The 24,852-nt window shown below is 31.6% G+C and carries 20 protein-coding genes; 14 read left to right on the top strand and 6 right to left on the bottom strand.

The features are described 5' to 3' along the window. Positions 1–3: 3 nt before the first annotated feature. From QZZ48_RS02355 to QZZ48_RS02290, 14 genes are all read left to right on the top strand, one after another. Positions 4–165 (top strand): hypothetical protein, encoded by a 162-nt coding sequence (locus QZZ48_RS02355; protein WP_294961506.1) that lies wholly within the window; start codon positions 4–6, stop codon positions 163–165. Next, positions 162–767, top strand: a complete 606-nt coding sequence (locus QZZ48_RS02350; RefSeq protein ID WP_294961503.1) for a hypothetical protein — start codon at positions 162–164, stop codon at positions 765–767. Before QZZ48_RS02355 ends, QZZ48_RS02350 begins: the two co-directional genes overlap by 4 nt. Continuing rightward, complete coding sequence (locus QZZ48_RS02345; RefSeq protein WP_294961500.1) at positions 764–3,175, top strand: hypothetical protein; 2,412 nt, start codon at positions 764–766, stop codon at positions 3,173–3,175. The genes QZZ48_RS02350 and QZZ48_RS02345 overlap by 4 nt, the downstream gene beginning before the upstream one ends. Then, on the top strand, positions 3,154–7,194 hold the full coding sequence (locus QZZ48_RS02340; protein WP_294961498.1) for an interleukin-like EMT inducer domain-containing protein: 4,041 nt from the start codon (positions 3,154–3,156) through the stop codon (positions 7,192–7,194). The genes QZZ48_RS02345 and QZZ48_RS02340 overlap by 22 nt, the downstream gene beginning before the upstream one ends. A 1-nt stretch (position 7,195) precedes the next feature. Further along, positions 7,196–8,782 (top strand): hypothetical protein, encoded by a 1,587-nt coding sequence (locus QZZ48_RS02335; protein WP_294961495.1) that lies wholly within the window; start codon positions 7,196–7,198, stop codon positions 8,780–8,782. 204 nt (positions 8,783–8,986) lie between these two features. After that, positions 8,987–10,048, top strand: a complete 1,062-nt coding sequence (locus QZZ48_RS02330; protein ID WP_294961493.1) for a hypothetical protein — start codon at positions 8,987–8,989, stop codon at positions 10,046–10,048. Next, the gene (locus QZZ48_RS02325) at positions 10,038–11,720 is read left to right on the top strand and encodes a conjugal transfer protein TraH (protein ID WP_294961490.1); all 1,683 of its coding nucleotides are present in this window, start codon (positions 10,038–10,040) and stop codon (positions 11,718–11,720) included. Before QZZ48_RS02330 ends, QZZ48_RS02325 begins: the two co-directional genes overlap by 11 nt. Positions 11,721–11,722: 2 nt before the next feature. Further along, on the top strand, positions 11,723–12,442 hold the full coding sequence (locus QZZ48_RS02320) for a hypothetical protein (protein WP_294961487.1): 720 nt from the start codon (positions 11,723–11,725) through the stop codon (positions 12,440–12,442). Then, complete coding sequence (locus tag QZZ48_RS02315; RefSeq protein WP_294961485.1) at positions 12,433–12,954, top strand: hypothetical protein; 522 nt, start codon at positions 12,433–12,435, stop codon at positions 12,952–12,954. Before QZZ48_RS02320 ends, QZZ48_RS02315 begins: the two co-directional genes overlap by 10 nt. Positions 12,955–12,982: 28 nt before the next feature. Then, the gene (locus QZZ48_RS02310) at positions 12,983–14,617 is read left to right on the top strand and encodes an EAL domain-containing protein (RefSeq protein ID WP_294961483.1); all 1,635 of its coding nucleotides are present in this window, start codon (positions 12,983–12,985) and stop codon (positions 14,615–14,617) included. Between the two features lie 73 nt (positions 14,618–14,690). Next, positions 14,691–14,885 (top strand): hypothetical protein, encoded by a 195-nt coding sequence (locus QZZ48_RS02305; protein ID WP_294961480.1) that lies wholly within the window; start codon positions 14,691–14,693, stop codon positions 14,883–14,885. After that, positions 14,860–17,505 (top strand): DNA topoisomerase, encoded by a 2,646-nt coding sequence (locus QZZ48_RS02300; protein WP_294961478.1) that lies wholly within the window; start codon positions 14,860–14,862, stop codon positions 17,503–17,505. The genes QZZ48_RS02305 and QZZ48_RS02300 overlap by 26 nt, the downstream gene beginning before the upstream one ends. Then, on the top strand, positions 17,506–19,485 hold the full coding sequence (locus tag QZZ48_RS02295) for an ATP-dependent helicase (RefSeq protein WP_294961475.1): 1,980 nt from the start codon (positions 17,506–17,508) through the stop codon (positions 19,483–19,485). It abuts the gene before it with no gap. A gap of 37 nt (positions 19,486–19,522) precedes the next feature. After that, the gene (locus tag QZZ48_RS02290) at positions 19,523–19,699 is read left to right on the top strand and encodes a hypothetical protein (RefSeq protein ID WP_294961472.1); all 177 of its coding nucleotides are present in this window, start codon (positions 19,523–19,525) and stop codon (positions 19,697–19,699) included. A gap of 72 nt (positions 19,700–19,771) precedes the next feature. Here QZZ48_RS02290 and QZZ48_RS02285 read toward each other — a convergent pair whose 3' ends face one another. The 6 genes from QZZ48_RS02285 to QZZ48_RS02260 form a co-directional block, all read right to left on the bottom strand. Then, positions 19,772–21,031 (bottom strand): helicase C-terminal domain-containing protein, encoded by a 1,260-nt coding sequence (locus QZZ48_RS02285; protein WP_294961469.1) that lies wholly within the window; start codon positions 21,029–21,031, stop codon positions 19,772–19,774. 216 nt (positions 21,032–21,247) lie between these two features. Further along, positions 21,248–22,177, bottom strand: a complete 930-nt coding sequence (locus tag QZZ48_RS02280) for a tyrosine-type recombinase/integrase (RefSeq protein ID WP_294961467.1) — start codon at positions 22,175–22,177, stop codon at positions 21,248–21,250. Between the two features lie 75 nt (positions 22,178–22,252). Continuing rightward, positions 22,253–22,432, bottom strand: coding sequence for a hypothetical protein (locus tag QZZ48_RS02275; protein WP_294961466.1), 180 nt, complete (start codon positions 22,430–22,432; stop codon positions 22,253–22,255). Continuing rightward, positions 22,432–23,331 carry a GGDEF domain-containing protein gene (locus QZZ48_RS02270; RefSeq protein ID WP_294961464.1) on the bottom strand — a complete coding sequence of 300 codons (900 nt, stop codon included), beginning with the start codon at positions 23,329–23,331 and terminating at the stop codon, positions 22,432–22,434. The genes QZZ48_RS02275 and QZZ48_RS02270 overlap by 1 nt, the downstream gene beginning before the upstream one ends. 28 nt (positions 23,332–23,359) lie before the next feature. Next, positions 23,360–23,716 (bottom strand): helix-turn-helix domain-containing protein, encoded by a 357-nt coding sequence (locus QZZ48_RS02265; protein ID WP_294961462.1) that lies wholly within the window; start codon positions 23,714–23,716, stop codon positions 23,360–23,362. After that, positions 23,713–24,789 (bottom strand): ATP-binding protein, encoded by a 1,077-nt coding sequence (locus QZZ48_RS02260; protein WP_294961460.1) that lies wholly within the window; start codon positions 24,787–24,789, stop codon positions 23,713–23,715. The genes QZZ48_RS02265 and QZZ48_RS02260 overlap by 4 nt, the downstream gene beginning before the upstream one ends. Between the last annotated feature and the right edge of the window lie 63 nt (positions 24,790–24,852).

Here is a 24,852-nt window from a genome sequence, read left to right as displayed (position 1 = left end):
TAAATGTATAAATATCTTTTTTTAATTTTAATTGGTATTGGTTTCAGTTCTGGAGCGATTGAATATAGTAATGGAAACTTTTCTTTCGATGCGAATAGTGCTAAGAATACCATAGTTGGGTCATTTAATAAACTAGTTGAGTTGGCTGAAAAGTATGATAAATGATTGAAAGTCAATTTTTATTTTTTTATGAATCTACAGAGGCATACATTTTTGATAATTTCAAAGAAAATATTTTATTCTATTCCATTGCACTAGCAGCATTAATTGGAAAAATGAAAGAGTCTTCTAAGAAAAACATGTTATCAGCATGGATTATGTACTTTATGGGTACTTTTTTTCATGAACTTTCGCATTTCATAATATCATTTTTTACTATAGGCAAGCCATTCCGTTTTTCGGTTATTCCATCATCAACAGTTGATAAGCTTACTGGCCAAAAAATGATAACACTAGGACATGTTAAGTCTCGAAATGTGAAATGGTGGAATGTTTTTTTAATATCCATGTCTCCTTTACTCTTGTTCCCTTTATCATTTTGGGTGTATAGCAATTTTTTTAACTATTTAGAACTTAACTTATGGACTGTAATTATATATGTGTTTTCAATAGTTTCATTGTTATTTAGTGCCATTCCATCTGGAGTAGATTTTAAAAATGTTTTTACTATTAGTACTCCAATTAACTTAATAGTGCCATCAATTTTATTCATGCTGTATTTATTTTTGGACCATAATAATATTCTTTACATCGGAGGTTTATTTTGAGATATTTTTTTAAAGTATCAGTTATTTTTGTTTTTATATTTAGTGTTAGTCTATTCGCTAGTTGTAAATATGAATACGAAGACACAGAATCTTCTATTGAGATTACCACAAAGACAATTACTGATTATGCTGGAAAAGTAAATACAGTGGTGTCTGTCCCCGGATACTACGGTTCATGGTCAACAGCAAATAGATTTTGGAGAGAAAGAAAAAGTGCAAAAGGTTGGAACACTTTTGACTTACCAAATAGTAGTAATCTAGTGGGCGGTGTCACTATTCCTCTATCGAGAAATGCAGGTTCACTTTCAGCTACAAAAGTTTGGAGTTCTTATTATGGAGGCTATATAGATTTCACAGTTAGTTTCAGTTCACGAAGTGGAGGAAGAGGCTCTGATATGTACTTCAGCACATCAATTAGAAGATATTATCCTGCAACCACAAAAATAGTTGTTGAGTGTCCTAATGGATATTCTGAAGTTTCAAATCCAACAGGTGGAGCAGCATGTAAAAAAGAAATATCTTATTCTTTTGAAGAATATACATGCGAAGAAAATAGTCTGAATCCACAAGGGTTTTCGTGGGAACTTAATAGCCCAATAGAAAATGATGGTAGCAAGATTGATGGTGAGTTGACAGTGGTTAATAATTTAACCACTACAATATATAGCCATTCGGTTCAACCAATATGTAAAAGGAAATATCAGGAGTGTTCTATTGATTGTGAGTCTCCTCTAGTGCTAGAGCCCTCTAGTGGTAAATGTGTTATAGCTTACGAAGATATGTGTATAGAAAAAGGTATGATTTATAATTCATCTACTCATCAGTGCGAAAAAGAAAATCAATGTGGAAATACTGAGGCATATGAAGATAGCAATACATCATATTGCGCTATGATGCCAAATTGTCAATCAACAGAAGAAGGATGTGGAGAGACAGTTAATAGAACCTGCAATAATGCCGAGTTTACATATTCAACATTAAGTGATGTGTGCGAAAAAGATACTTCATGCTTAGAGAATGAGCATGTATTAAGTGATGGAACATGTGGAAGTACACCGTTTTGTAATGCTGATGATACAGAGGCATTAGATAACTGTATCCGCACTGTTAACTTAACTAAAAGTTGTGCTCCTGATAGTAGAAATGGTAACCAATGTTTCGTATCTAGTGGAGATAATATTGGTAATAAATCTATAGATTATTTTAGACCTCTTGCAAAAAACAATGTGTCCGGCTCTTTTAAGGAAGAAGGATATGGAAACAACCTACCAATATTGTGTACAGATTCATCAACTAAATGTGAATATAGATTAGTAAAAATGTATGCAGAAGATGATGGAAAATCTATATGCTTTGAAGATGCGCAAGGTATTAATAGTTGTTTGGCGATTAAAGGAGACTGTACAGTTAGTGGAAGTATTGATTATTTGAATGGAATTAAGCAGTTAAAAGTTGAAGATGGAAACAAGATTATTGCGTACAATATTCAAGAGCAAAAAAGCAGTATTGGTTCAATCCACTCTACTTGTACCTTGAGTGGGAAAGTTGGAAATATTGAAGGAATCTATATATCTAGTGATATTACATCTGTGCTTGCAGATGAACAAGACATTAAATTTTGGGATGAATACAAAAGGGGCTTCATTGGAGTAATATCTATACTACCTTCTGTTCCTAAAGAAGATCAAGATGATGGATTCAATTATCAAGATAAAGAAGTTCACTCATTGTTCAATGAAGGATTCACCGGATTCTATTCTGAAAACAATTCTTCGGTGTACGGAGTTTATAATGGCTTAATATCTAAAAGTAATTGTCAAAGTCTTATTGATGGCACAACATTTTATATAGCTATGGCAGAGACAGAAGAAGAAGATAATATTTTAAAAGGTCTTAGTTTTAAGAGTGGAAGTGCATATAATTATAGCGATGGTGATCTTGAGAATGGCAGTTGTGTAATAAAGAGTGATAGTTCAAACTCATTTTCAAATCAAGACTATTCTATAAAAAGCACAGCAGTTAATAATTTAAGTACTATATTTGTATGTTCTCCACTCGCTTGTTCTGACCACTACTGCCAATATAATCAGTGTCCTACAAATTATTCACCTACTCTATACGATCAAACGTACTTTGATACAATAATTTCATTAGATTTTCCAGATGCAATAGCGGAGGAAGTTTGTGTTACTGAATCATGCGATAGTAATAAACCATATTTTGAGTATTGTGGAAATGGATACGGTTGTGAAACTAAAGAGAATGTATACCAACAAAGTGATGGTTCTTGTGTTGAAGTAACTTGCGAGAGTGGAAAAGAGTTTGACATAGATTCTGGAAAATGTATTTCATTTGGTTGCAAAAATTCAATAGAAAGGGATGGAAAATGTTACAAAAGTTTATATTAATACTACTTTTCCCTTTATTACTTAGCGCAGAGAATACTTTGTATGAAAGAGATGTATCGGGCGTAAATCTAATCAGTGGTACAAAAGCTACGGATATGCCATACGGATACTATGTTGAACAATTTTCTAAGAGTTCAATTAAAGCTTTTGAAAATATTGATTTATCTCTTTATTCAGATAAAAAATTACTAATTGGATTTGGAACATATGATATAGACGAAGAGAACTGTAGATACTTAGATGTGCCAAGTAATTCAAGTATGCCTACAGACTTTAAAAATATATCCACATTAGGTAATGAGACTTACGCTGTAAGCAGAATAAGAATGTCATATACCCAATGTAAAGCACTTGTCGCTACATATTCTGGTTATGTGTACACTCCAAAAGATGCATCTAATTATACTGCTGTGTTAAATAAACTGAACAACAGCTCTGGTGGTGACTTAGCTAAAGATTTATGGGTGGGATATGGACGAGCTGATTGTGCTAGTGAATACCTAAACGACAAGGGTTCTAGTCAATCTTACACAAGTTTCGTAATTGATAATGAGATATGTAATACTTCTAATATTTACACTTATTCATCTCCTGATTCAAAGACATGGCAGAGAACTGGTTCATCAGATCAACACTATTGCCCTATATCATTAGATTCGCCAGACTATCTAAGACCTATAAAATTTTGTGCTCCTTGGTTAAGAGTTGAACGTTCTTGGAAACTCTACAAAAACGAAGATTTATACGAGATGAATGGTCATACTTATGATTACAGGTATATGAAATATGTAATGGAATATCCCAAAGATGCAACAATATGTACGGAGATAGACACAAACGTAGCTACATCTGGCGATAGATTTGAATTCACTTGTAATTCTTATGACGATATTAGAGCTTCAGCAGCTTGTGTGGAGCAGATTACACTTCCTCAATGTCATGTTAATACTTGTAAAGGATATGCAGAAAGCTCTTGCGTAAAAACAAATTCATTCACTCCTTTTAAAGACTATGATGTTGGGTATATCTTGATTAATGGAGTTGAGACAAAGGTAAAAACTAAAGATAATAAAATCGTAAATGTTTACGATTGTCCACCACCAAACCCATCTTCTGACAATTGTCTAAAAAAAGAAATAGTTTCTGTAATACCAGTAGAGTGTCCTTATTCAAAGTGTGATGAACTAGTCGCTTGTCTTCAGAGTGATACAGAAACAGCAGATGAATGTTATTCCACTTATACTTGCGAGCGTTCTTATGGTTCAACAAGTAGTATCAAATACGAAAATGGTATAGCTGTTGGACTATGGGGAATATGTAACGATGCTAACACCTCTGTTCAGGTACTAGCACTAATTGAAAAAAAATCAGCAGTAAAGAAGATTTGTACGGAATTTAATACTTATGATGAAACAAACACTACTATTAAGAAATGCACAACAGAAGCAAATATAGAAAATAAAATTGTTAGTACTTCTATTACACAGGAAGATATCTATCAGGACGATCCTAGATGTATTAGAACCAATAATGTGGATGAAGCTAGACCAAATGTTGAGGCAATCTTTGATTACACGACAAAGGGATTTTTTAAGACATTAATACAAAAAGCGTATATTGATGGAACTACAGAAAACACAGAAGTAAATAGTACTCAATATTTACTAGCTGCTTCTAGTTTAACATTGACACCTTTTACTGATGATTTTGAGATTACTCTTGCTACTGATGAAGAATCGACACAAGAGTTTTGTGAAAGTAAATTCTCAGAAAATTGGTTTAAACTAAGATACCAAGCATTACAAGATACATCCATCAAGGGATATGTATATAATAAAAGTGGAAAAGCAACAAGGAGCATAAAGGTATATTCTTCCAATAGTTCGAGTTCTCACTCAATTCTTGATAGTTTTGGTACTAGCAAAAAATCTTCAAATTGGGGAGTTGCGGTATTTAATGATAATTATAAAATAATAGAATATAAAACTTTTAATGTAAAAGATTCAAATACTACTGCTACAGAGATGACAAACTACTTAACATCTTTATCAACAGATACATTAATTGCCGTCCACACTTTTGGTGATGCAATGACTAATGTGTACAATAATAATGACTTAAAAGTAGCGTTATCTAGTTTTGGAGCAAATACAACAATATTAAGCAATTTAAGTACAGTTGGTTCATATTTGCTTGTGGGGAAAAAAGATTCATCTAAATTGGCGGAAAAAGTAAGTAGTGTAGCTAGTATTACTTTATCATACACCACTGATATATCAGTGGACGTGCCTTTTGTTCTATCTGTAAGCGATACTTCATCTTGTGCTTCTAACGAAACCTTTTTAGAAATGACGAAATTTGAACCCGCCTACACAGACTATGGTTTTACTGATTTAGGGGTTAGTGAATCAGATGTGAATAATGAAAATTATTGTTTTCTAGGTGGTTCACTCATACAAGGAGACAGCGATATTGATTCAATTCTTAATAATGCGGGAATAGAAGCATACTATCAGCTTACAAGCAATGCTAATACTGATTGCAATAGTTATAACAATTGCTTATCAGGTGAGATTATTTCTACATCAAATTGTAAAATACATGTTAGTGACGATACGCAAGATGGATCTGAGTCGAATAGCACAATACCCTCTCAGACAGGTAAACTTACAACTTTCACTTCACAAAGTGGTTCTTTCGCAAGTGAAATTAATGGGTACAGAGATATATTTTCTATACAAGAATACACAGAGGGAACTTTCGGTTATGTAAGTAATTATATTTTTAAATTGCCAGAGAATAATATAGTATTACTAGATGGGAAAGAAGTCTCTCCTATTATTGGACAAACTCCGACAATTTATGATTTGTTATATGATCATGCAAATGGACAGCATACAGAGAAAACAAAAAATAGGACACCAACAGAGAAAGATGGAAGTTACAGTGGACTAGTGGGAATCACAACGCAGATGGGAGATAGTGGAATAGACGGTAATCTTCTTGTTACTGGTGCAGTTGTAGCAGGAGTGGCAAGTGTCTTCACTGGGGGTGTTTTTACAGCCGCAATATTAGTAGTAATGATGTTTATGGGTACTCAACAGTGGGGTTGGTATGATTCAGCCTATAAGATTTATCAAGAACTTTCTGTTACTTCTAAGTATATTGAAAACGTATATGGATATGATCCTCGTATTATTGAGTCTGACTCTTTAACATGGGCAAGAGAGGAAGCTCATAGTGGAACTTTAAAAAAGAGTGATTATACGAGATTTAGAGATTCAGTCATATCTGTAAAGAAAAATTATTTCTTAAATATGGGATTTTCGACGACAGTTGTGAATAATAAGATGACAAGTACAGCAGAAAAGAATATGATAGGTTGGGGCAGTATTAAATGGTATGAGTTATCAGCTAAAAAAAATAAAAACTCAGAATCTACAGGTGTTGCTACGGGTATAAATAAACAAATAAATACGATATATATGGGAGCAGTTAATATGCTATCAATAGTCGTTCCATACACAGGGGACTATGAAGTGATTGCATATGACAAAAACAATAACATTCTAGGAACTATAACAGTCCAAGAGCAAAATTTTATGAAAAATACTACAGCTACGTCAGGGAATGTTGCTCAAACTTATGCAAAAGTTCAATTTGCAACAGCAGAAAATTTTAATATATCAGATGGCCAAAATAAACAGTATCAAAACGGAAGCTGTTTAGCTAGTGACTTTGTGGAATGGGGAGGTGGTGTGTCAGGTGCTTATTATGAAAGTGGAGTTCCAGATTTGGGAGTAGGAAGCAGTGATTGCTTAAAGAGTAACGATGTTTATGTTAAAGAACACTCCGCAGTGAAAGTAACAGTGAGAAGCCTAGAAAGCAGTGTTCCTTTTGTGATTGATTTAGTTAAACCTCTTCCTTTCTCAAATAAGGTATATTTAGTAAATATGTCAGAACAAGAAAATAGAGAATACCAGTGCTTCAGTTCACTAGAACCATGTGAGGTGAATTAAAATGAACATAAAACAAATAATAAAGAAGATTTTTTCTATTTTTTCTTGCATAGTCTTACTATCTTCAGTTACTTATAATCAATTACTTATGGCAGAAGAAATATGCGTACCTATTTCTTCTCAGCCGTTTGGATACACAGGTGATGTATCAGGTAAACGTGTTTATACAAAAGAAGAATATACATTTGAATGCACAAATACAACAACAAAAGTTGGGACATGTAAAACATGGGAAGAGGAGTATCAAGAGTTCGACGTAAGTGGACTTGATGTAGATGTTTATTATAAATCAGAAAAATTTCAAGGTGGCATCGGGGAAGCACTCGGAGTAGCTCAAGCATATGACAAAATAAATGGTCTATGGTCTGGATGGCATGGTCTATGTATGGACGGCTCAGATGATGGAAATTGGGATTGGATGAACGACCCTTATGTTTTGGCAGGCTTTGCACTAAGTGCTATAGGTGGCGCAGCAACAGCAGGTGTTGGGAATGGTGCTATTGGAAGCGTAGGGCAATATAGTAGTGAGCAAGTCAAGTATGTAGCTCGCATGGCTGTTTGTGCAGCTAGAGCAGGGTTAGATGCAGGAAAAATGATTGAAGAATATGAAGATGATGGAGAAGAGTGTGATGAAGTAGATGAAATTTGTGGTGAAGTAGATGAAATTTGTGGTGAAGAAGATGCAGCAGACGATGATACTAATATTTTTACAATTCCAGAAGATGAATATAATCAGCTAGTAACCAATAACCCAGACATTATTGACAATATGGTAATAATTGACGGAGTTGGGACTGGTGTGTTGACATTAAAGGTAATTGCCGGAGATGTAAATAAGAGTGGAATGAGTTCTGATGAGGCTCAAAAAGCCGCTAAAGAAGCCAAAGAAAAAGCGTTGAAAATCAAAGCAGCTATGACTACCATACAGCTTGCTGCTTGCGTTAATGGAAGTGATACAGGAAGTGGAAGTAGTTCCTCCTCAGATTCTGCAAGTTCTCTTTTGTCAGCCAAAAATATAGCATTAATGGCTCTCGGTTCAATAAACCCTTTATTAGGTCTTGCCGCACAAGTGGCAAGTAAGATGTATGACAGCATTGCTTCTAGCGTAGATACATGTAACAATCTAGACGATGCAAAAGGAAAAGGCTCAAGGCACGAGGCTACTTACCATGCTAGAAAATATGACATGTGCCACTTGATAGAAGTAGTGGAAGATGGAGACAAGACTTGGAATACATACCAAAGGCGATTTAGATATTGCTGTTATGATGATAAAACTACAAGAATTATAGTTGAACAATCAAAAGCTCAATTTGCAAAAGATTGGGAACACTGTACAGATATTACTCTGAAAGAACTTGAAGTAATAAGCTTTAGTGCTTGTGATCCTGAAGAATTAGATTCGAGTATAAATGGTGTTACTCTCCCGGCAGATGCAACTATAGCTGAACGCATGGGAGCATATCAATTTACACACAAATGTATAGATACAAGAGAATATATAGATGTTATGCTTGAAAAATTCGGCGGAGAAGATATGCTTATTGACTCGTCAGATGCTGAAAGAATTTTGGAAGAGTTAAGATAGTCATAGAAAGGCTATCTGTCTATATAATAATATATAGTGAGAACAAGACTATATATACCACCCATTAAATAAAATTAAAATCTATATTGCACCTCTAAAATAAAGACTTCACCTTTCAATATTGTTAATTATAGAAGAATATCGCTATAATATAGAATTGTATTACATAATACAATTCTATATTATAATATTAAAAGGTAATGGATGAAACTAGTTAAAACTAAATTTAGTATTGTTTTGGCAATCTTCTTAATAAATGGAACATTTGTAATAGCAAATGAGTCAAAAGAGAAACCAAAACTTGAAAGGGGATTTCGTTTTGGTGATGTTAAAGAAAGCAAAGATGAAAAACTTAAAGAAAAATCTTCACAAGAACTTCTCGTAGAACTAGTTAAACTCAGTAAAAAACAACTTATAGAACAGACTAGAATTAGAGAAATTCTTGAAAATGAGTTTGATCCTCAGCAGAAAATAATGACTCTTCCAGATGGTACTGAATGTGTTGAAAATTCTTCTTCAAAATGTTTCAAAATGCCTGTAATTAATTCAATAAAAAAAATACCTGCAATCGCTAATGCCTATAAAAATCCTTCACTTGAGAATGTTAAAACTAGGGAAATGTGGTATGGAACGTATGTTTTAAATGTATTAAAAGACAGCTATCTTAAAGGCCAAGCTATCAGAGAACTTGGTCCTAAATATCCTCTGGCCACTAAACCTCTTGGAACAATTAATAATGTTGGTTATGACTCTCTTGCTTTAAAGAATTATAGAAAATCTCTTGTAGATAAACAAATGCCAATTTTTGAACTAAACATATTTATTGGATTGAACAAGTCATTAGATATGTACTCTTTAGTTCGCTTGGCTTATTTAGTAAAAGATAATCCAACATGGAACTTCAATCTTGTGTTTAATTCTTATAAATCTAAAGAAGATTGGGAAAAACAATATAAAAATTTTTATGTATCTAAACACCTAAAGAGATTAAATGCTGTAATACAACCTGAAGCTTTTGAGGAATTTAAAGTGTATACAACACCATCTTTCTTTCTTAAAGATAAAAAGAAAAGCAAAGACACTTTAATTTTTGTAGGTAGAGCAACACAAGCAGATATTGTATCTCGTGTTATCGAATATATGATTCAAAGTAAATATATAAAAAGAAATGAACTAACTGCTTCTAAAGCTTGGAGTTCAAAATCATCTGAACAAGTTGTAGAAAACTACTTCAATGGTTCATTAGGAATAAAATATGAAAAATAAAATTATATCTATTTCGTTGGTGCTTGCATTGCTTTTTACTAGTTCTAATGCAGCTGATTTGGTTTTACAACAAAGTAGCACTACTGCCTCAAGTGAATGGAAAGATCCTTCTTCTGGAATAACATATAATAATTTTGGAGCAGTAAATTTTAAATTTAAAAAAAGTGTAACCTCTTTTGCCCCTTGGGTTAAAGCTAGACCACCATCAATAACAGCAGGATGTGGTGGAATTAGTCTTGATGCAGGGTTCGCGGCTTTTTTAGATTTAGAAACTATAGGTAAGCAACTAGAACAAGCCATTTCATCTGTAGGAATGGGCGTGATAGTTGTTCTATTGCAAACAATGCCAAGCTTAGCTAAAGCCTTTGAAAATATTCAAAAGTTAATTAGAAAACTGCAAAGTATGCTTGCCAATGCTTGTCAAAGTACAGTGGCGTTATTAAATAACAACAAAACAACTTCTAAGGCTAAAAAGGAGACTCAAGATTGGTTATCTGAAAATTCTGGCGCTGATTATTTTAACGATACTATGCAAGGAGCTGTAGACAAAGTTGAAAAATTTGAAAAGATGCTTGATTGCGAGACAACGGATACTGCTTGTATAAAAAATGCAACAGCCGTTGCTATGGGAATGTCGGCAAAACCTGGTGTAACTGCGAAACCAAAAAAAGAAGTTCTTGGTGTAGTATCTTCTGTACTTGCAGATGTGGTTACTAGTAAATATAGTATTGCAGATGCTTACTCAGTCAAGAAAGATACTTTAAAAAAGGTTCTCAACGACAATGAATTTGATAGTAAATCATTAAATATAAGTTCAGAAGAGAGAAATTATGAGGCAATGAGAATTGCAATATTTGGAGTTCTAGCAGTAAGTTCAGAGAACGGAACAATGGCAATTACGGGGCTTGATGAAGATGGTAAGATAGAGCTATCTGCAGAATCAAAAAAAGCAATAGCAGAGGCCGTAGTGAAAGGTAATTCTCTTTCTCCTTCATATAAGTTAAATTTCTACCCTCCAATTAACGACAGTGAAACAGTTGTTTCTTTTATAACTGGAGAAGGACTAACGGGAACTTCAACAAATAGTATAAAAGTTCCAACAGATTTTGAATATGTTTTACTATTGAGTAGTGAAAAAACATCAAAAGATGGAGGAGCAGATGGGTCTATAACTTCCAAATTTTATTTACAAGCTAACGGGGATTATAATCCTACGAATTCTTATGACTTAAATTTTGCGGGAATTAAAAATGCAACATATGAAACAATATTGCACATACTAGATAGTGCTACATATTCTGCCGCAACTACCCCTATAGGAGTATTCATGCCTAAGGGAAGTCAATATGTTTCAATAATTAAAAAGTATGCTGAATCAAAAGATTTTCCCAAATATGCAGACCTATTAGCTAAAATAAATGTTAAATATGCGATGGAACAACTTATTAGAGATGCTAAAAAAGATGCCGCTGATAGTATAAGAACAAATGCTGAAAATGCTCATGAAGCAGATAGATACATTAAAGGGATTGAAGATATTTCAAAAAGAATAGCTAAAGCTTTAGTTGATTATTCCGGTGATGTTATCTATCTTAATAATCTCGATAGTATTTTCAACAGTTTGAAACAAGACACTCTTCAAAAACGACTTAATAAAGCAAAGGCTCATTAGATATGAATAATATAATAATTGCTTGTTTACTCTCTTTTAGCCTCTTAATGGGGCAAGAGAGTACAGAAAATCAACCCCTTAGCGAAAAAGAAGTGGTGATGGTAGAACAAGGTATTTTAGGCGAAGCAATTAGAGCCAATGACTATGACACTATATCAACAATGGCTCTATCTTTTTATGCTACATCTATGAACTCAGAATTTGTCGGTAATGGGAAAAGACTCTATAAAAGGTCAATAGAGTTATTAGAGATTTGTCATAAAGGAGCACATATAACTTCATCACTATATTTAGTGAAGACTTTTTTGAAACCAAATCCTACATACAGCAGAAGAATAGCATCTGAATCAATTTTATTAAATGAAAGCAACAATAAAATTAGATACAACCCTAACTACATAAGCTTGGTTATGCTCTATGTGTCTTCTGTTTTAGATCATACAAGCACAAGCAGAGATGAAGTTAATAATGCGATAGAAGCTCTTCAAAGTCTTCCTGAAGAAAATGCTCAAACTAAATTCTATTCAGCTTTTCTATTTAAATCTTTGGGTTCAGAAGATATAGCAAATATGTATTTAAACGATGCATGTCATTCGTCTACAGTTGGAAGCGAAATTTTTAAGTATTGTACTACTGGTGAAAGAATTGAAAGGGAGGATTTACTAAAAAATAAAGTCTCTAATTCTGACTGTAACAAGGATATTGGACAAAGATGCAAATAAAGCTTTTTTTTGTCGTAATAGCTCTTATAATTTGTCTCAGCGCACAAAGTGATGAATGCAAAGTTGACGATAATATTATGTACGGCATTGCAACAATAGAGAAGAATAAACATACCCCAGTAGGATATCCATTTTTGATTTCTCTTAACTCTGCAAAAGATCAAAAATCAATTCGTGCGAATGATGAGCTTAGTTATTTGTTTCTTGACGTTAGAACTATTGATTGTGTAAATCAAAAAAATTGTGTCTCAGTATTAAAAAGCCTTAAAGCAAAAGGAATAAAGAACCTTGATTTAGGTGCTTTTCAAATATGTCAATTATTTTGGGAAATGCCAGAAGCAGATTATTTTGACATAAAAAAAAGTTACTTAAAGGCATGTTCTATTGTTATGTCTCATAATAAAAAAAAGTGGTCTTGGAAGAATATAGCCAAATATCACAGTAAGACTAAGAAGCATAATAATAGATATAAAAAAGAATTACTTGCTGCAGTAAAAAAAAACTTAATGTGAAAAATACTAATTTAAGGGAAGTTGTTTTATGAAAAATTTAGTAATTTCTGAAATACTTAAGAATACAATATATTGTGTTTATGATAACAATGCAAATATTATTGATTGCTCAGAGTCTTTTGCATCAATGATGAAATATAAAAAAAAAGAACTAGTAGGGAAAAATCAAAGCTTTTGTTGCAGTGAACAATCAATAGAGGAAGTTGAGCAAATTGCTGAATCATGGATAGTTATAAGAAGAGGTGAACTGTGGAAAGGAATACAAATATACAGGACTAGAGATAACTCTCTATTATATTTGAACACAATTATTACTCCTCTTTTTTCAGAAGACAAAGCTAAAAAAGATATTCAAAGATATTTATTAATAAGTAATGATGTAACAAATTCAATGTATGAGAAAACTCATTGCTTATTGACAGACTTAAAAAACAAAACATCTCTTAAAAAAGATTTATCTAGTTGTAATGATAAGAAAAAAGTATTTTTTGCAATTGTAGATATTGATGATTTTTCTAGTATTAATAGTATTTATGGTGGTGAGTACGGAAACCATGTATTAAAAGTAGTTTCGCAAAAACTTTCATTGATTGGAAAATTTACATTATACAGAATTAAAGATGATGAATTTGGACTGCTTTATAATGCGGATGAAGTAGCAGAACAAGATGTAAAGTTAATATTGAACCGTTTAATAAATTCTATTAAAAAACTATTTGCAACTGATATTAGAATAATTGACAAGAATATAAATGTAAGAGTTACTCTAGGAGCTTCTTACACTCTTCCATACAACGCATTAGAATATACGAACCTTGCCTACAAAGAAGCAAAAAGATTACACTATACCGGTTGTCTTTATACTAAAAAACTTGATTTGACTGAAGATAAGGTCAATAATATGAAAATGACTTCTCTTTTACGTTCAGCTTTAAGTGACGATAGAGTGATTGTCTTTTATCAGCCTATAGTGTGTTGTTCTTCAAAATCTGCTTATAAATATGAAGCACTAGTTAGAATTAAAGACGAAGAAGGAAAAATAATCAGTCCAGATAAATTTCTAAATCTTTCTCAAAGAACTGGCATGTATAGTCAAATAACAAAAGTAGTACTAAAAAGAGTATTTAACAAGCTTGAAGAAGACAGAAGTATATCTCTTTCTTTAAATATATCCATGGAAGATATTATTGATGTTACAACACGTGCATTAATTTTTAAATTACTTTTAGAAAAAGGAACACAAGTATCCTCTAGAGTTACTTTTGAAATAGTAGAAACAATAGATATTTGCAACTATGAGCTTTTTAACAAATTTAGTCGTTATGTCAGAGGTTTTAATGCCAAAATAGCAATAGATGATTTTGGAGCAGGATATTCTAACTTTGCTCATTTAACAAAAATAACTTTCGACTATGTAAAAATAGATGGTCAGTTTGTGAAAGGTATCGGATGCCCTAAGAACAAAACAGTTATAGAGTCAATAATGGTCTTTTGTAAAAAGCATAAAATAAAAACAATAGCTGAATATGTTGAAAATAAAAATATTTACGAAGAGTTATGTAAACTTGGTGTGGATTACTCTCAGGGTTATTATTTTGGTAAACCAGCAATAAACCCAGAGGTTCTTTTTTTGGATAAAGAATTTCATAAACATGTAAGCTGAATAAATAGTGCAGGATACAAATTGAAAAATATAAAAAAATGCTAAAAGTTAACTATATTTAGAAAGGATTTTCATGTCAGAACTGCATGATGACAGCTTGTCACAAAGCATTGAAAAAATATTGTCTAATTCAATTGATTGGCAAGATGGTCTTGTAAAGTTAATAGAAAGTGATTTAGATATAAGCGAGAAAAAGGCTACAGACGAAGTTGATAAATTCTTTTTAAAAATAGGAGCGTGTCATGAAAAATTTAATTATTGTAGATGAACTTGATAAAAGAACTCTTGTTATTGATTCAGTTTTCGGAACAGATTCAGATATTTTATTATTATCTGATATTGTTTATGATTTCAATATTCTTAATGATATTGAAATGGAAGAACTGTTTTTTTATTTTGATGAATCAATAAAAAATAAAGAGCTTATACAAGAAATTTCAAGAATATTACAGGTCCGACAATACTATGTTCTTAATGCTAATAGTGAAGATTCTTTTGATAATAAAATAACTAATGCTAACCAAATATTGTATGGGAATATAAAAGCAGATGCTCTAAGAAAAAATATTGACTTAATGTATCAAAATAAAATAAGCCAAATGGTGAGATGGATGTTGTTTAAGCATAGAAGCGCTGATGCTAATTCTATTAGAAGATTGCTGTTTAATAGAGCTTCCCCGGTAATAATGGGCATCATTGCTAATGCAGAGCAAAAAATAACAGACTTTAAAAAAGAAGATTATATTAGAGTGTCTGTAGAGTACATTCACAAAGAGTATTTATGTAAGCAAGGGGGCGAGCAAGTAGAAGAAAACAGCATTAAAGGTTCTAATAATTTATCCGGTGAACAAGTAAAAATACATAATATTAAATTGCACTGCAAAACTAAATTTAAGAAAGAACACCAGGACGAACTAGACATTACATTAAAAACTCTTAATGATATTAATATCCCTCATATAATCAAAGATTTAAAACCTAAAACAGAAGAAATGAGACCTTTTGCTCCGTTAACAACGGTTAGACTTCAAAGAAACTGCTTTTATTTATTTCGTATTGATCCTATTAAGACAATGTCGATATGTGAAGAGTTATGCAATGGAATCTCAATAGATGGAATTAAAACTAAGTTGATAACTAGTCCTTTTACTGAAGGGCATCAAATTAATGACGAAGCTATACTTGAAATAAACAAGGCTCTAATAAAACTATATGGCATAAATTATGTATTGCCATCAAGAAGAACATTTGGAGAAGCTGATGAATTAGAACACTCAGAACAAGAAGCAGTTAGACCACTGTATTTTTCAGATAAGTTCTCTCCATCAAGACTTAAAAGTAAATTACCATCATTACATTTCGAGATATATAAATTTATTTATGACAGAACACTTGCTACTCAAATGAAAAATAGCATATACGATGCGTCTAAGCTTGTTGTTGAAGTAAATGGCATGGAGTTAGTTGCTCACGCACATAAACTGGAATTCGATGGTTGGGAGAAGTTAGATGGATATCGACAACGAGTATCAGAAGAAGATGATGGGTTAAGAAATGAGGAAATTGTGTTTCCTAAAAATTTATATTTAGGAAAAGAGCTAAAGCCTGTAACAATATCAGATTATGATAAAAAAGAAAAGAATCCACCGAGATATGGTAAAGGAAGATTATTATCCATCTTGGTTGAACAAAAACTTTGTAAACCTGAGTCAGCTCATATCGTAATTGATTCAATGGAAAAAGCGGGATTAATTATAGAGAGACAACAAATGATGCATCCACAAGAAATTGGAATGATTTCTAATGCTCTTTTTAAAGAATATGCACCGGCTTTAATAGAAGAAGAATTATTGCGAACTTTCGAGAAAAATGTAACAATGGTTGGTGAAGAAGAATTAGAACCTGAAGAGATTGAAAGTGAATACGAACTTTTAGGAAACGATTTTGAAATTGCAATTGGTTTTGAAGGAAAAGATGACGAACCAGAGGACTGGATGATTGAAAAAGCAAAAAAAGTTGCTTTATTTCATGGAGATATTCTTACAGATAATAATCCTATATTTTTTAATAGACAAATGATATTGAATTACTTAAACGCAAAAGAAAATGAGTTAGAAAAAATTGGAAAATGCCCAGAATGTAAAAAACAACAAGTCGTAGAAGATAGCCTCTCCTTTAGGTGTATAGACAAGGAATGTAAATTTATTATTTATAAATCTGGTAAAGATGGTAAACCCGGAGGTATTAGTGGATTTTTTAATCATTTTCAAAAACCTGTTCCAATAGAAAGGTATAGAGACATATTAGAAATATTGTTAAAAAGTAACGGTAAGTTATACTTTGAAGACTTAGTTAAAAAAAACAAAGAAACTTTCAATGCATACGTTGTTCTTAAAAAAGACACTACTTACAAGACCTGGCAATTGTCACCAAGCTACCCAAGGTCTAATACAGCGAAAATAAACGATAAGCTAAAAGCTAAAACATTACTAGGTGAATATACAGAGCGAATAACAAATACAACCGATAATAAACTTCTGCATAAAGAATCAGTCAGTAAAGATATTTCTATTAGTGGTGTAAATAATATTGAATTGTTACCTGCAGTGGAATATGACATTCATATTGAGAAATTCCAAAAAAAAGAAATTTTAACAACAACATTAAGTATTTCGGTAATAAAAAAATCTAAAGACGTAAGTATATTATCTTTATGTACTCTTATAGATAACTCTCTTAATGAAAATAAAACAAGATTCAAAATTTATGAAAATGGAACAGAAGCATTAAGGGTTCTTCTCGTTGGTGAGTACTTAATAACTGATTTAATAGACTTAGGACTTAGTACATTGACTTTTAACAATAAAATAGGATTACAGATAAGCTAAATGATAAAAGAAAACATATATGAAAAATTAAATGAAGAACAACATCAAGCTTCGATTTCTGAATTTGGAAATATTTTAGTACTTGCCGGTGCAGGAACAGGAAAAACTTCTACGATAGCAGCAAGAGTTGTGCATCTACTCACTGAAAAAAAAATAAAACCAAAAGATATAGTTCTACTAACATTTACAAGTAAAGCATCTATGGAAATGAAAGAGAGATTAAAAAAGTACATTGATGATGATATAGTCGGCAGTATTTCTGTCTCAACGTTTCATGCTTTATGCTTAGGAATAGTGAGAAAATACTTTCCAGAGAAGAAGCTTATTAGTGAAAGAGATGCAAGAAATCTTCTAGATACAACTTATTCGAGAGTAATAAAATTTATTCCTGATGGACTGTATTCATCTAATGCAATTTATTCTTTTATTGATAATTATATAAATAGTGATTCTAATATTATATTTAGTATTTGGCTTAATGAGGAAATTGTAATTTGTGAAGAGAACCAAGAATATTTATTGGGGCAATACCAATTAATCTATGATAGTTTTTTAGAAGACAAAAGTAAATATAACGCTTTAACTTTTGCTGACTTGCTTTTGTGCGCAAGGGAGTATTTGTTAACAAATAAGAATACAATACAAGAAATGATCATAGATGAATTTCAAGATACTAATCCTTTGCAAGATTCTACAATCAAAGCTATTAATAGCAAATCTTTATTTTGTGTTGGTGATTACGACCAAAGTATTTATGCTTTTAACGGTGCGGATTTAGAAATAATTGAGCAGTTTAAAAATAGAGATAATTTTAAACTGCATAATCTTAGTAAAAATTATAGATGCCAAAAACCAATTTTAGATATTGCAGAAAAAGTTATTGCAAATAACGAAAGAATATATCCTAAAACGCTTGAAGTTATGATAGATGTGTCAGAACCAATGAAGCCCTACTGTGTTGTTGCGGAAAGTACATTTGAACAGTATACGAAAGTCGCAGAGCTTTGTCTTGAAACTATTGCTAGAAAAAAAGTAGACGAAACAATTGCTATTCTATATCGCTCTAATGGTTCAGGAAATGGTATTGAAATGGTATTTAAAGAATATGGTATAGCAGTAGAAAGAAATGTAAAAAATACTTTTATGGAAAATATTGATATTCAGATAATATTTAATGTAGTAAAATTGATTCTATTTAAAAATCTTGAATACTTAGAGTTTTCCAATGTTTTTACGGGTGTCGTTAATCATCATTCTAAAGAAGCGATAGAGAGCTACTACAACATGCTAACTCACAATGGCACAACTAGTCTACTAGATGGTTTACGCAAGGATAAGGCTAGGCAAATAGGTTCTAATGGTGTCTTTTACTCAGATTCAAGAGAAAGTGTATTGAGCCTTTTAGAATTATTAGAATTTAATAAACACACCAATACGTCTAGTTTGATTAATTCTTTAATTAAATCTAAGTTTTTTATCAATACTCTTAATAGATTTGCAAGTAGTTTTACGAAAGGTGATGATGAAAAAGCAGATAAACTCTTTAATGCGTCTGTTGCTAGAGCTGAATCAATGTTAAAGATTGCAAAAAGATATTCAAAGTTACAAAAGTTCTATCAGGACTTAACAAGACCTAATTTGAATGATGATAACGATGAAGAGGCAAATCCAGATAAAGCGACATTGCTTACTGTGCATTCGTCAAAAGGATTAGAATATACTTACCTATTTATTATAGATATGGATGATGATACATTTCCAAGTAAGAAACTAATGAATAAAAGATCTGATGATGAAGAAAGAAGATTGTTTTATGTTGCATGTACCAGGGCAAAAAAAGAGCTTACATTTTTTTATGCAAAGAGAAGTAGTAATGGTAAGCAGAAGAAACCTTCGAGATTCTTAGTTGAAGCAGGATTGGTAGCAGAAGCAGTAAATCAGAATGCTGCATCGAAAATAAAGACAAAGAAGCGAGCATGAATAATACTCACTTAATAAAAAAAGATAGGATTAAAATATGAAGTCAAAGAAAAATGTAACAATACTAATATCAATTGGCTCTCTTATATTTATATTATTGTCTTTGTTAATAGAAAGCAACATAAGTGCGTCTTTTAGTTTTGTTTTTGGGCTAGTTGGTATTGGTTATATTAATTATGATGAGTTTGCTAAGAAGCTGGATATTTGGTTTTGAATCTTTATTCAACTAGGTATTAACTATTTTATCAAATAATAGCGTAAAACCACCTCTTAGCATAATAACATGCTATGAGCTTACTTGTCCTATCTCTTGTCTTAATTCTCTACATTTTGTTTTAAACTCACTAGTGAAAGTATCCCCTAGTGCAAGAGGCAGTTTTTTTGTGCTCTTTATCTTCTCTATATTTTCATGATAAAACGATTTTATATCATCTTCGCAGTCAAGACTATTGATGAACTCTTTTAGAAGCCCATCTTGAGAGAGTTTTATTTGACAATTCTCTTCATCAAAGATGATAAGATCTTTTTGAATTATTCCCATTCTCTCTAGCCAAAACTTCAAGGTTTTCATATATCTTGTATCATTGTATCTTCCATCCAAAATATACAAATCGCCTTTATCATCTTTTGTTCTTATTAATCTTCCTATCCATTGTCTAAAGTTTAATATCATCTCGTTTTTATATGTAGATTGGTAGAAGCTTGTATTATTTTTTTTATCTTGCTCTTTAATATCAAGCCACTTCTTAGTGTTGAATACAGGGAAAGGTAGTTTAACAATAAATTCTTTCTCTAACTGTTTCTTTGGTAGATTTAAACCTGTTCCATAGTTACGAGTACCTATCATTATTCCACTCTCTTTTTTAAACTGAGCTACTACTTGTGAAGTAGGTCTATTTCTTTCAGCACTAATGATGTTTTCATTAGGTAGAAGAGTTTTTAATCTGCTTGATATTTGCTCCACCTCATAGAAGCTCCCACATATTACAAGTGTTGCTTTCTCATTATAATTTTTAGCGATAGTGTTTACTATCATACTAAACCATAATACTTCATTCTCAGAGTCTTTTAGAGCAGGTTTTACTAAATCTTTATGAGGAATAAATACTCTAGCTTGTTCTCTGCTAAAAACTAAAGGTTGTTCAACTACGCCATATTTGATATGTTCTACATCTTCTTTCTTTTTAGTCTCAATTTTATCGCCCTTGGGGATATCTTTAAACAGTACGATATCAAACTTCTCAATTAAAATATCTTCCTTGTCTTGACTTAACCATCCTTCTTTATAGCCTTTCCTCTGATTGTTTAAAAATTGAACGAGTTGTTTATCATCCTCTTTTTCATCAAGCGGGACTCTTTTTCTCTTTTTTAAATACTCTTCGCACTCTTGTACCTTCTTCTCCCACATCGCATAGGTACTCTTGGTTACACCTAATCTTGCAAATGCTGATGCATTGTCTCTCTCACTGATTGAGTCAGGGTTTGTTTTAAGTGTTGCACTTAACCCAATAAATGACTCTACTTTGTTCCATAGTGAGATAAGCACATTATTTCTCACATCCCCTTTGAGTGAATTTAGTGTTGGGTAGCCTTTACTTGGAGAGAGGTAAACTGTTATCTCTTCTGGTGAGTAGATTGTACAAACCTAAGGGTAAAGAAGAACTATTTTCATCTTGTGTTTTACATATTATTTTAGCGGTTTAAAGACCCCGATGCTACCTTGAAATTGTTTTACATATTATTTTAGTGGTTTGTTTCACTCTTATTTTGTCAATTCTTTCTTAATAATACTCTCCGTAGGATTAGCATATATAGACGTAGTTTGAATAGAACCATGACCTAGTATAGATTGAACTACAACAATAGAAACGCCATCTGCTAATAATCTTTTTGCAGCAGTGTGTCTAAGAATATGTACTCCAGTTGCTTTAACCCCTGCTCTACAATATGCGCTATTCACCATTTTACTTAGCTGAACTCTATCCATAGCCTTTCCTGATGTAGTAAGTGCTATAGGCTTATGAGTATCTATTTTGAATACATTTCGTAAGGTGTCAAGTTCATCATAAAGAAGATCTTCTTTGATATACGTTGTTCTATTTTTGTCACCTTTACCTTTGAAAACAATTTTATAAAGACCGCCGCTTATATCAAGTTCAACGCTAGATAAAGTTATTGATATAGCTTCACTTGCACGTAGTCCACCATAAAGAAGAAATTTAAATAACGTGATGTTTCTAAAATTAATAAAAGTTTCATTTAGTTTCAATTCCTCCAGATATTTAACAATCTTACTGAAGGCTTTGTCGTCTATTCCTTTTGGAATTCTTACTGATTGTTTGACTTTAATATCTTCAAACACTTTGTCAAAGTCATATGACTCGTCACTATTTCTTTCTATATGCTTAAAGAGCTTTTTAAGGTGGGAAACAATGGAGTTTACTGAACTGTTTGATAAATTGCCTTGTTTATTCATATTCGCTGATTTATACTCAATAAATGCGTATATATCATCTTCTTTTATATTCTGAAATGATAACTTTTTATCATACTGCTTACAAAAAAGAATAAAATATTTATAAGTTCTATTGTAAGAATCTATTGTATTTACAGATAGCTCATCTATTTTCATTTTTACATTTAATGATTTTTGAAATTTTTGTATACTTTCATAAAAAGTGAGTTCAGGCATGACTAACCTTTATCTCAATAAGGAAAGCTTCTCTGAACGTATAAATACTATAAATTCCTATTAATTCTTTATCTTTCAAAAACACTCCTGCTCTTGAATTGTTATCATTTTCCCAGTAGAAAATAAATCGGTAAATGCAATTAAAATAGCTTCTTCCCAAGCTCTAGCTTTTGAATTAGTTTTTATCACGAACTGTTCAGTTAAACCTATCTTACCTCTTGATACATCAATAACCTTAGCTGTAAATATCTTCACTATACTTTTTCTTTTTGGAATGCAATAGTCATACTACGACCATTGTTTTTTGCTGAGTATAGTGCAATATCGGCATTTCTAATAACATTACTCATGTTTGAATTTTCTTCATTTAGGATATCTACCCCACAACTAAATGAACAATTAAAAGATTTTTCACCGGTAGTAAATTCCATGTCTTTAAAGTCTTTAAGCATGTTATTTGCAACTTTCACAGCGTCAGCAACGTTAGTGTTAAAGAGTAATAATATAAATTCTTCACCGCCATATCTAGCCACAACATCAGATTGTCTGATTCTTGTTTTAAATAGAAAAGCTAATGACTTAATTACTTCATCTCCCATAGGATGGCCATATTTGTCGTTAATAGATTTAAAGTGGTCTATATCAATCATTAATACGGCATATGTTACTTTTTCTCTTTCGTGCTGCTTCTCAGCAACAGCACTAAATTCATCTAAGAATCTTCTGTTATATAATCCAGTCATTGAATCTCTTACAGAATAATGTCTAGTGTTTTTTTCAGTAAAAAGCTTTTCTAGTCTCTTAAGTAAAAGAGAAAAATATAATTGAATTATTTTTTCATAATCTTCATTTTTGTCAGCATTATTTTTCCAATAAATAAAACTTTCTTCATTAATAGATGTTTTGTGCTTATATTCATCTAGTGTCTTTAAATTATCAGAGAATTTTACTCCCTCTTCTTTTGCAATAAGCAATGAATTGTTATGTGAATCCTGAACAATAAAGGAATCAACCTTGTAATGAGAGTGAAGAACACCAATAGTTCTTTCTAGAATATTTTCTTCACGTTCAGTTTTGTCTATATAATTTCTGTAATTCCAAAGTCTTTCTATTTCTTCTTTAAAAGTATCTTCTCTTTTAAATAATTCTATCATGTGTTTTAATCCTTATTTCTATCTAAGACTACTCATTATTGTTTTTATTCTTTTCTATTTCTTTCTCTAATCTAGCATCAATTATTTTATTAACCATTTCTTCCAATGGTTCAAGAGCAATTGTTTTTGTTGATATCAATTTTATCAATTGCTCTGTTGAAAGGTTCTTAATAATCTCTAGTCTTTTAATCTGTTCATTTTCAAAGATATCCTTGTAGATACCTAATTCCATAGTTCTTTTTTTGATTGCATTTACATAATTCTTTTTTTTCCAGGCACTAATACTTGGCTGACTAACATTAATAACCTTCGCGAGTTGACTAATTGTATTAACCTTATAGTGCACCATCATACTATCTATTAACTCATCTGCATTATAATTCATTTTGATTTCCCCCACAATTCAAGTGTTCTATCTGGTATGAACCAGTTTTTATCTTTATCTATAATTTCATCTTTGAAAAGTGCATTGAGTGAAGATAAAAGAGATTGCTTGGATATACTATATTCATCAAGAACCTCTTTTTTATATAAGTCTTTGTGGTTGCACAAGATCTTAAAAGCTTTTTTCTTACCAAGTGAAAAACTGTCAAATAGCATAGAATAAGAACTATGCTTTGACATAACAATTTCTTTAATTATTTCATTGATAATTTTTTCTGTTATATTTTTTTTTGCGTGTCTATCATATAAAATACTGCAAATATGCACTATGAGTTTAGTCTCATTTTTAGCAACATCTATAATATGCACTATAAAAGCATCGCTTATTTTCAAATACTTTTGTATGTATTCAATATAGTCATCTAGTTTTATCCCCTGTAGCTCATAGTGTGTAGCCATTTCATAAAGAGGTGCTTTATATCTAAAAAGATCTGTTAACATGTGTCTTTTACTCCCTAAGAAAAAATAAGATATTTTTTTATTCTCTTGCATATATTTTCTTAGTAGTGCATCAATCTTTACATTTTCTATAAGTGAAACTTGCTGAAACTCATCTATAGCGACTACAAGCTTTTGTTTCTCACTCATTAGGAACAGAGCATTAAAAGCATCTTCTATTGCATCCTCAAAACTTATATTATTAAGTGTTGGGGATAGTTTTGTTTTTCCTGTAGTAGAATCAAAAACAACATCAAAACTTACTCTACTAAATAACTTTGGCAGCTTTGACATAATAGTTGAAATACCTCCTTTTTGAGCTTTTGCAATCGCTTTTAGAAATAGTCTAGCAAAATCATTTTCAGAGGTTATATCAAAAATATCAAAATATATGTATTGGGTGTCCGTATCTCTTTCAATTTGCTCTTTTATCATGGAGCTCTTGCCAAATCTTCTAAGTGAATAAATAAGTAAATTATTTGATTTTTGTGCAAAAGTATTTATATCTATAAGTTCCTCTTTTCTTCCGAAAAAAGTATCTTTTGTTGCAAACCCCTCATAATTAAATGGTAGCATCTAAGTCCTTTGTTTTGTTTACTAAAGTAATATTTATGATTATACTGCTATCTAGTACAAAAG

It is taken from the genome of Sulfurimonas sp. (genome assembly GCF_016744025.1).
Lineage (GTDB): Bacteria > Campylobacterota > Campylobacteria > Campylobacterales > Sulfurimonadaceae > Sulfurimonas.
This window is presented reverse-complemented; position numbering and strand designations above follow the sequence as displayed.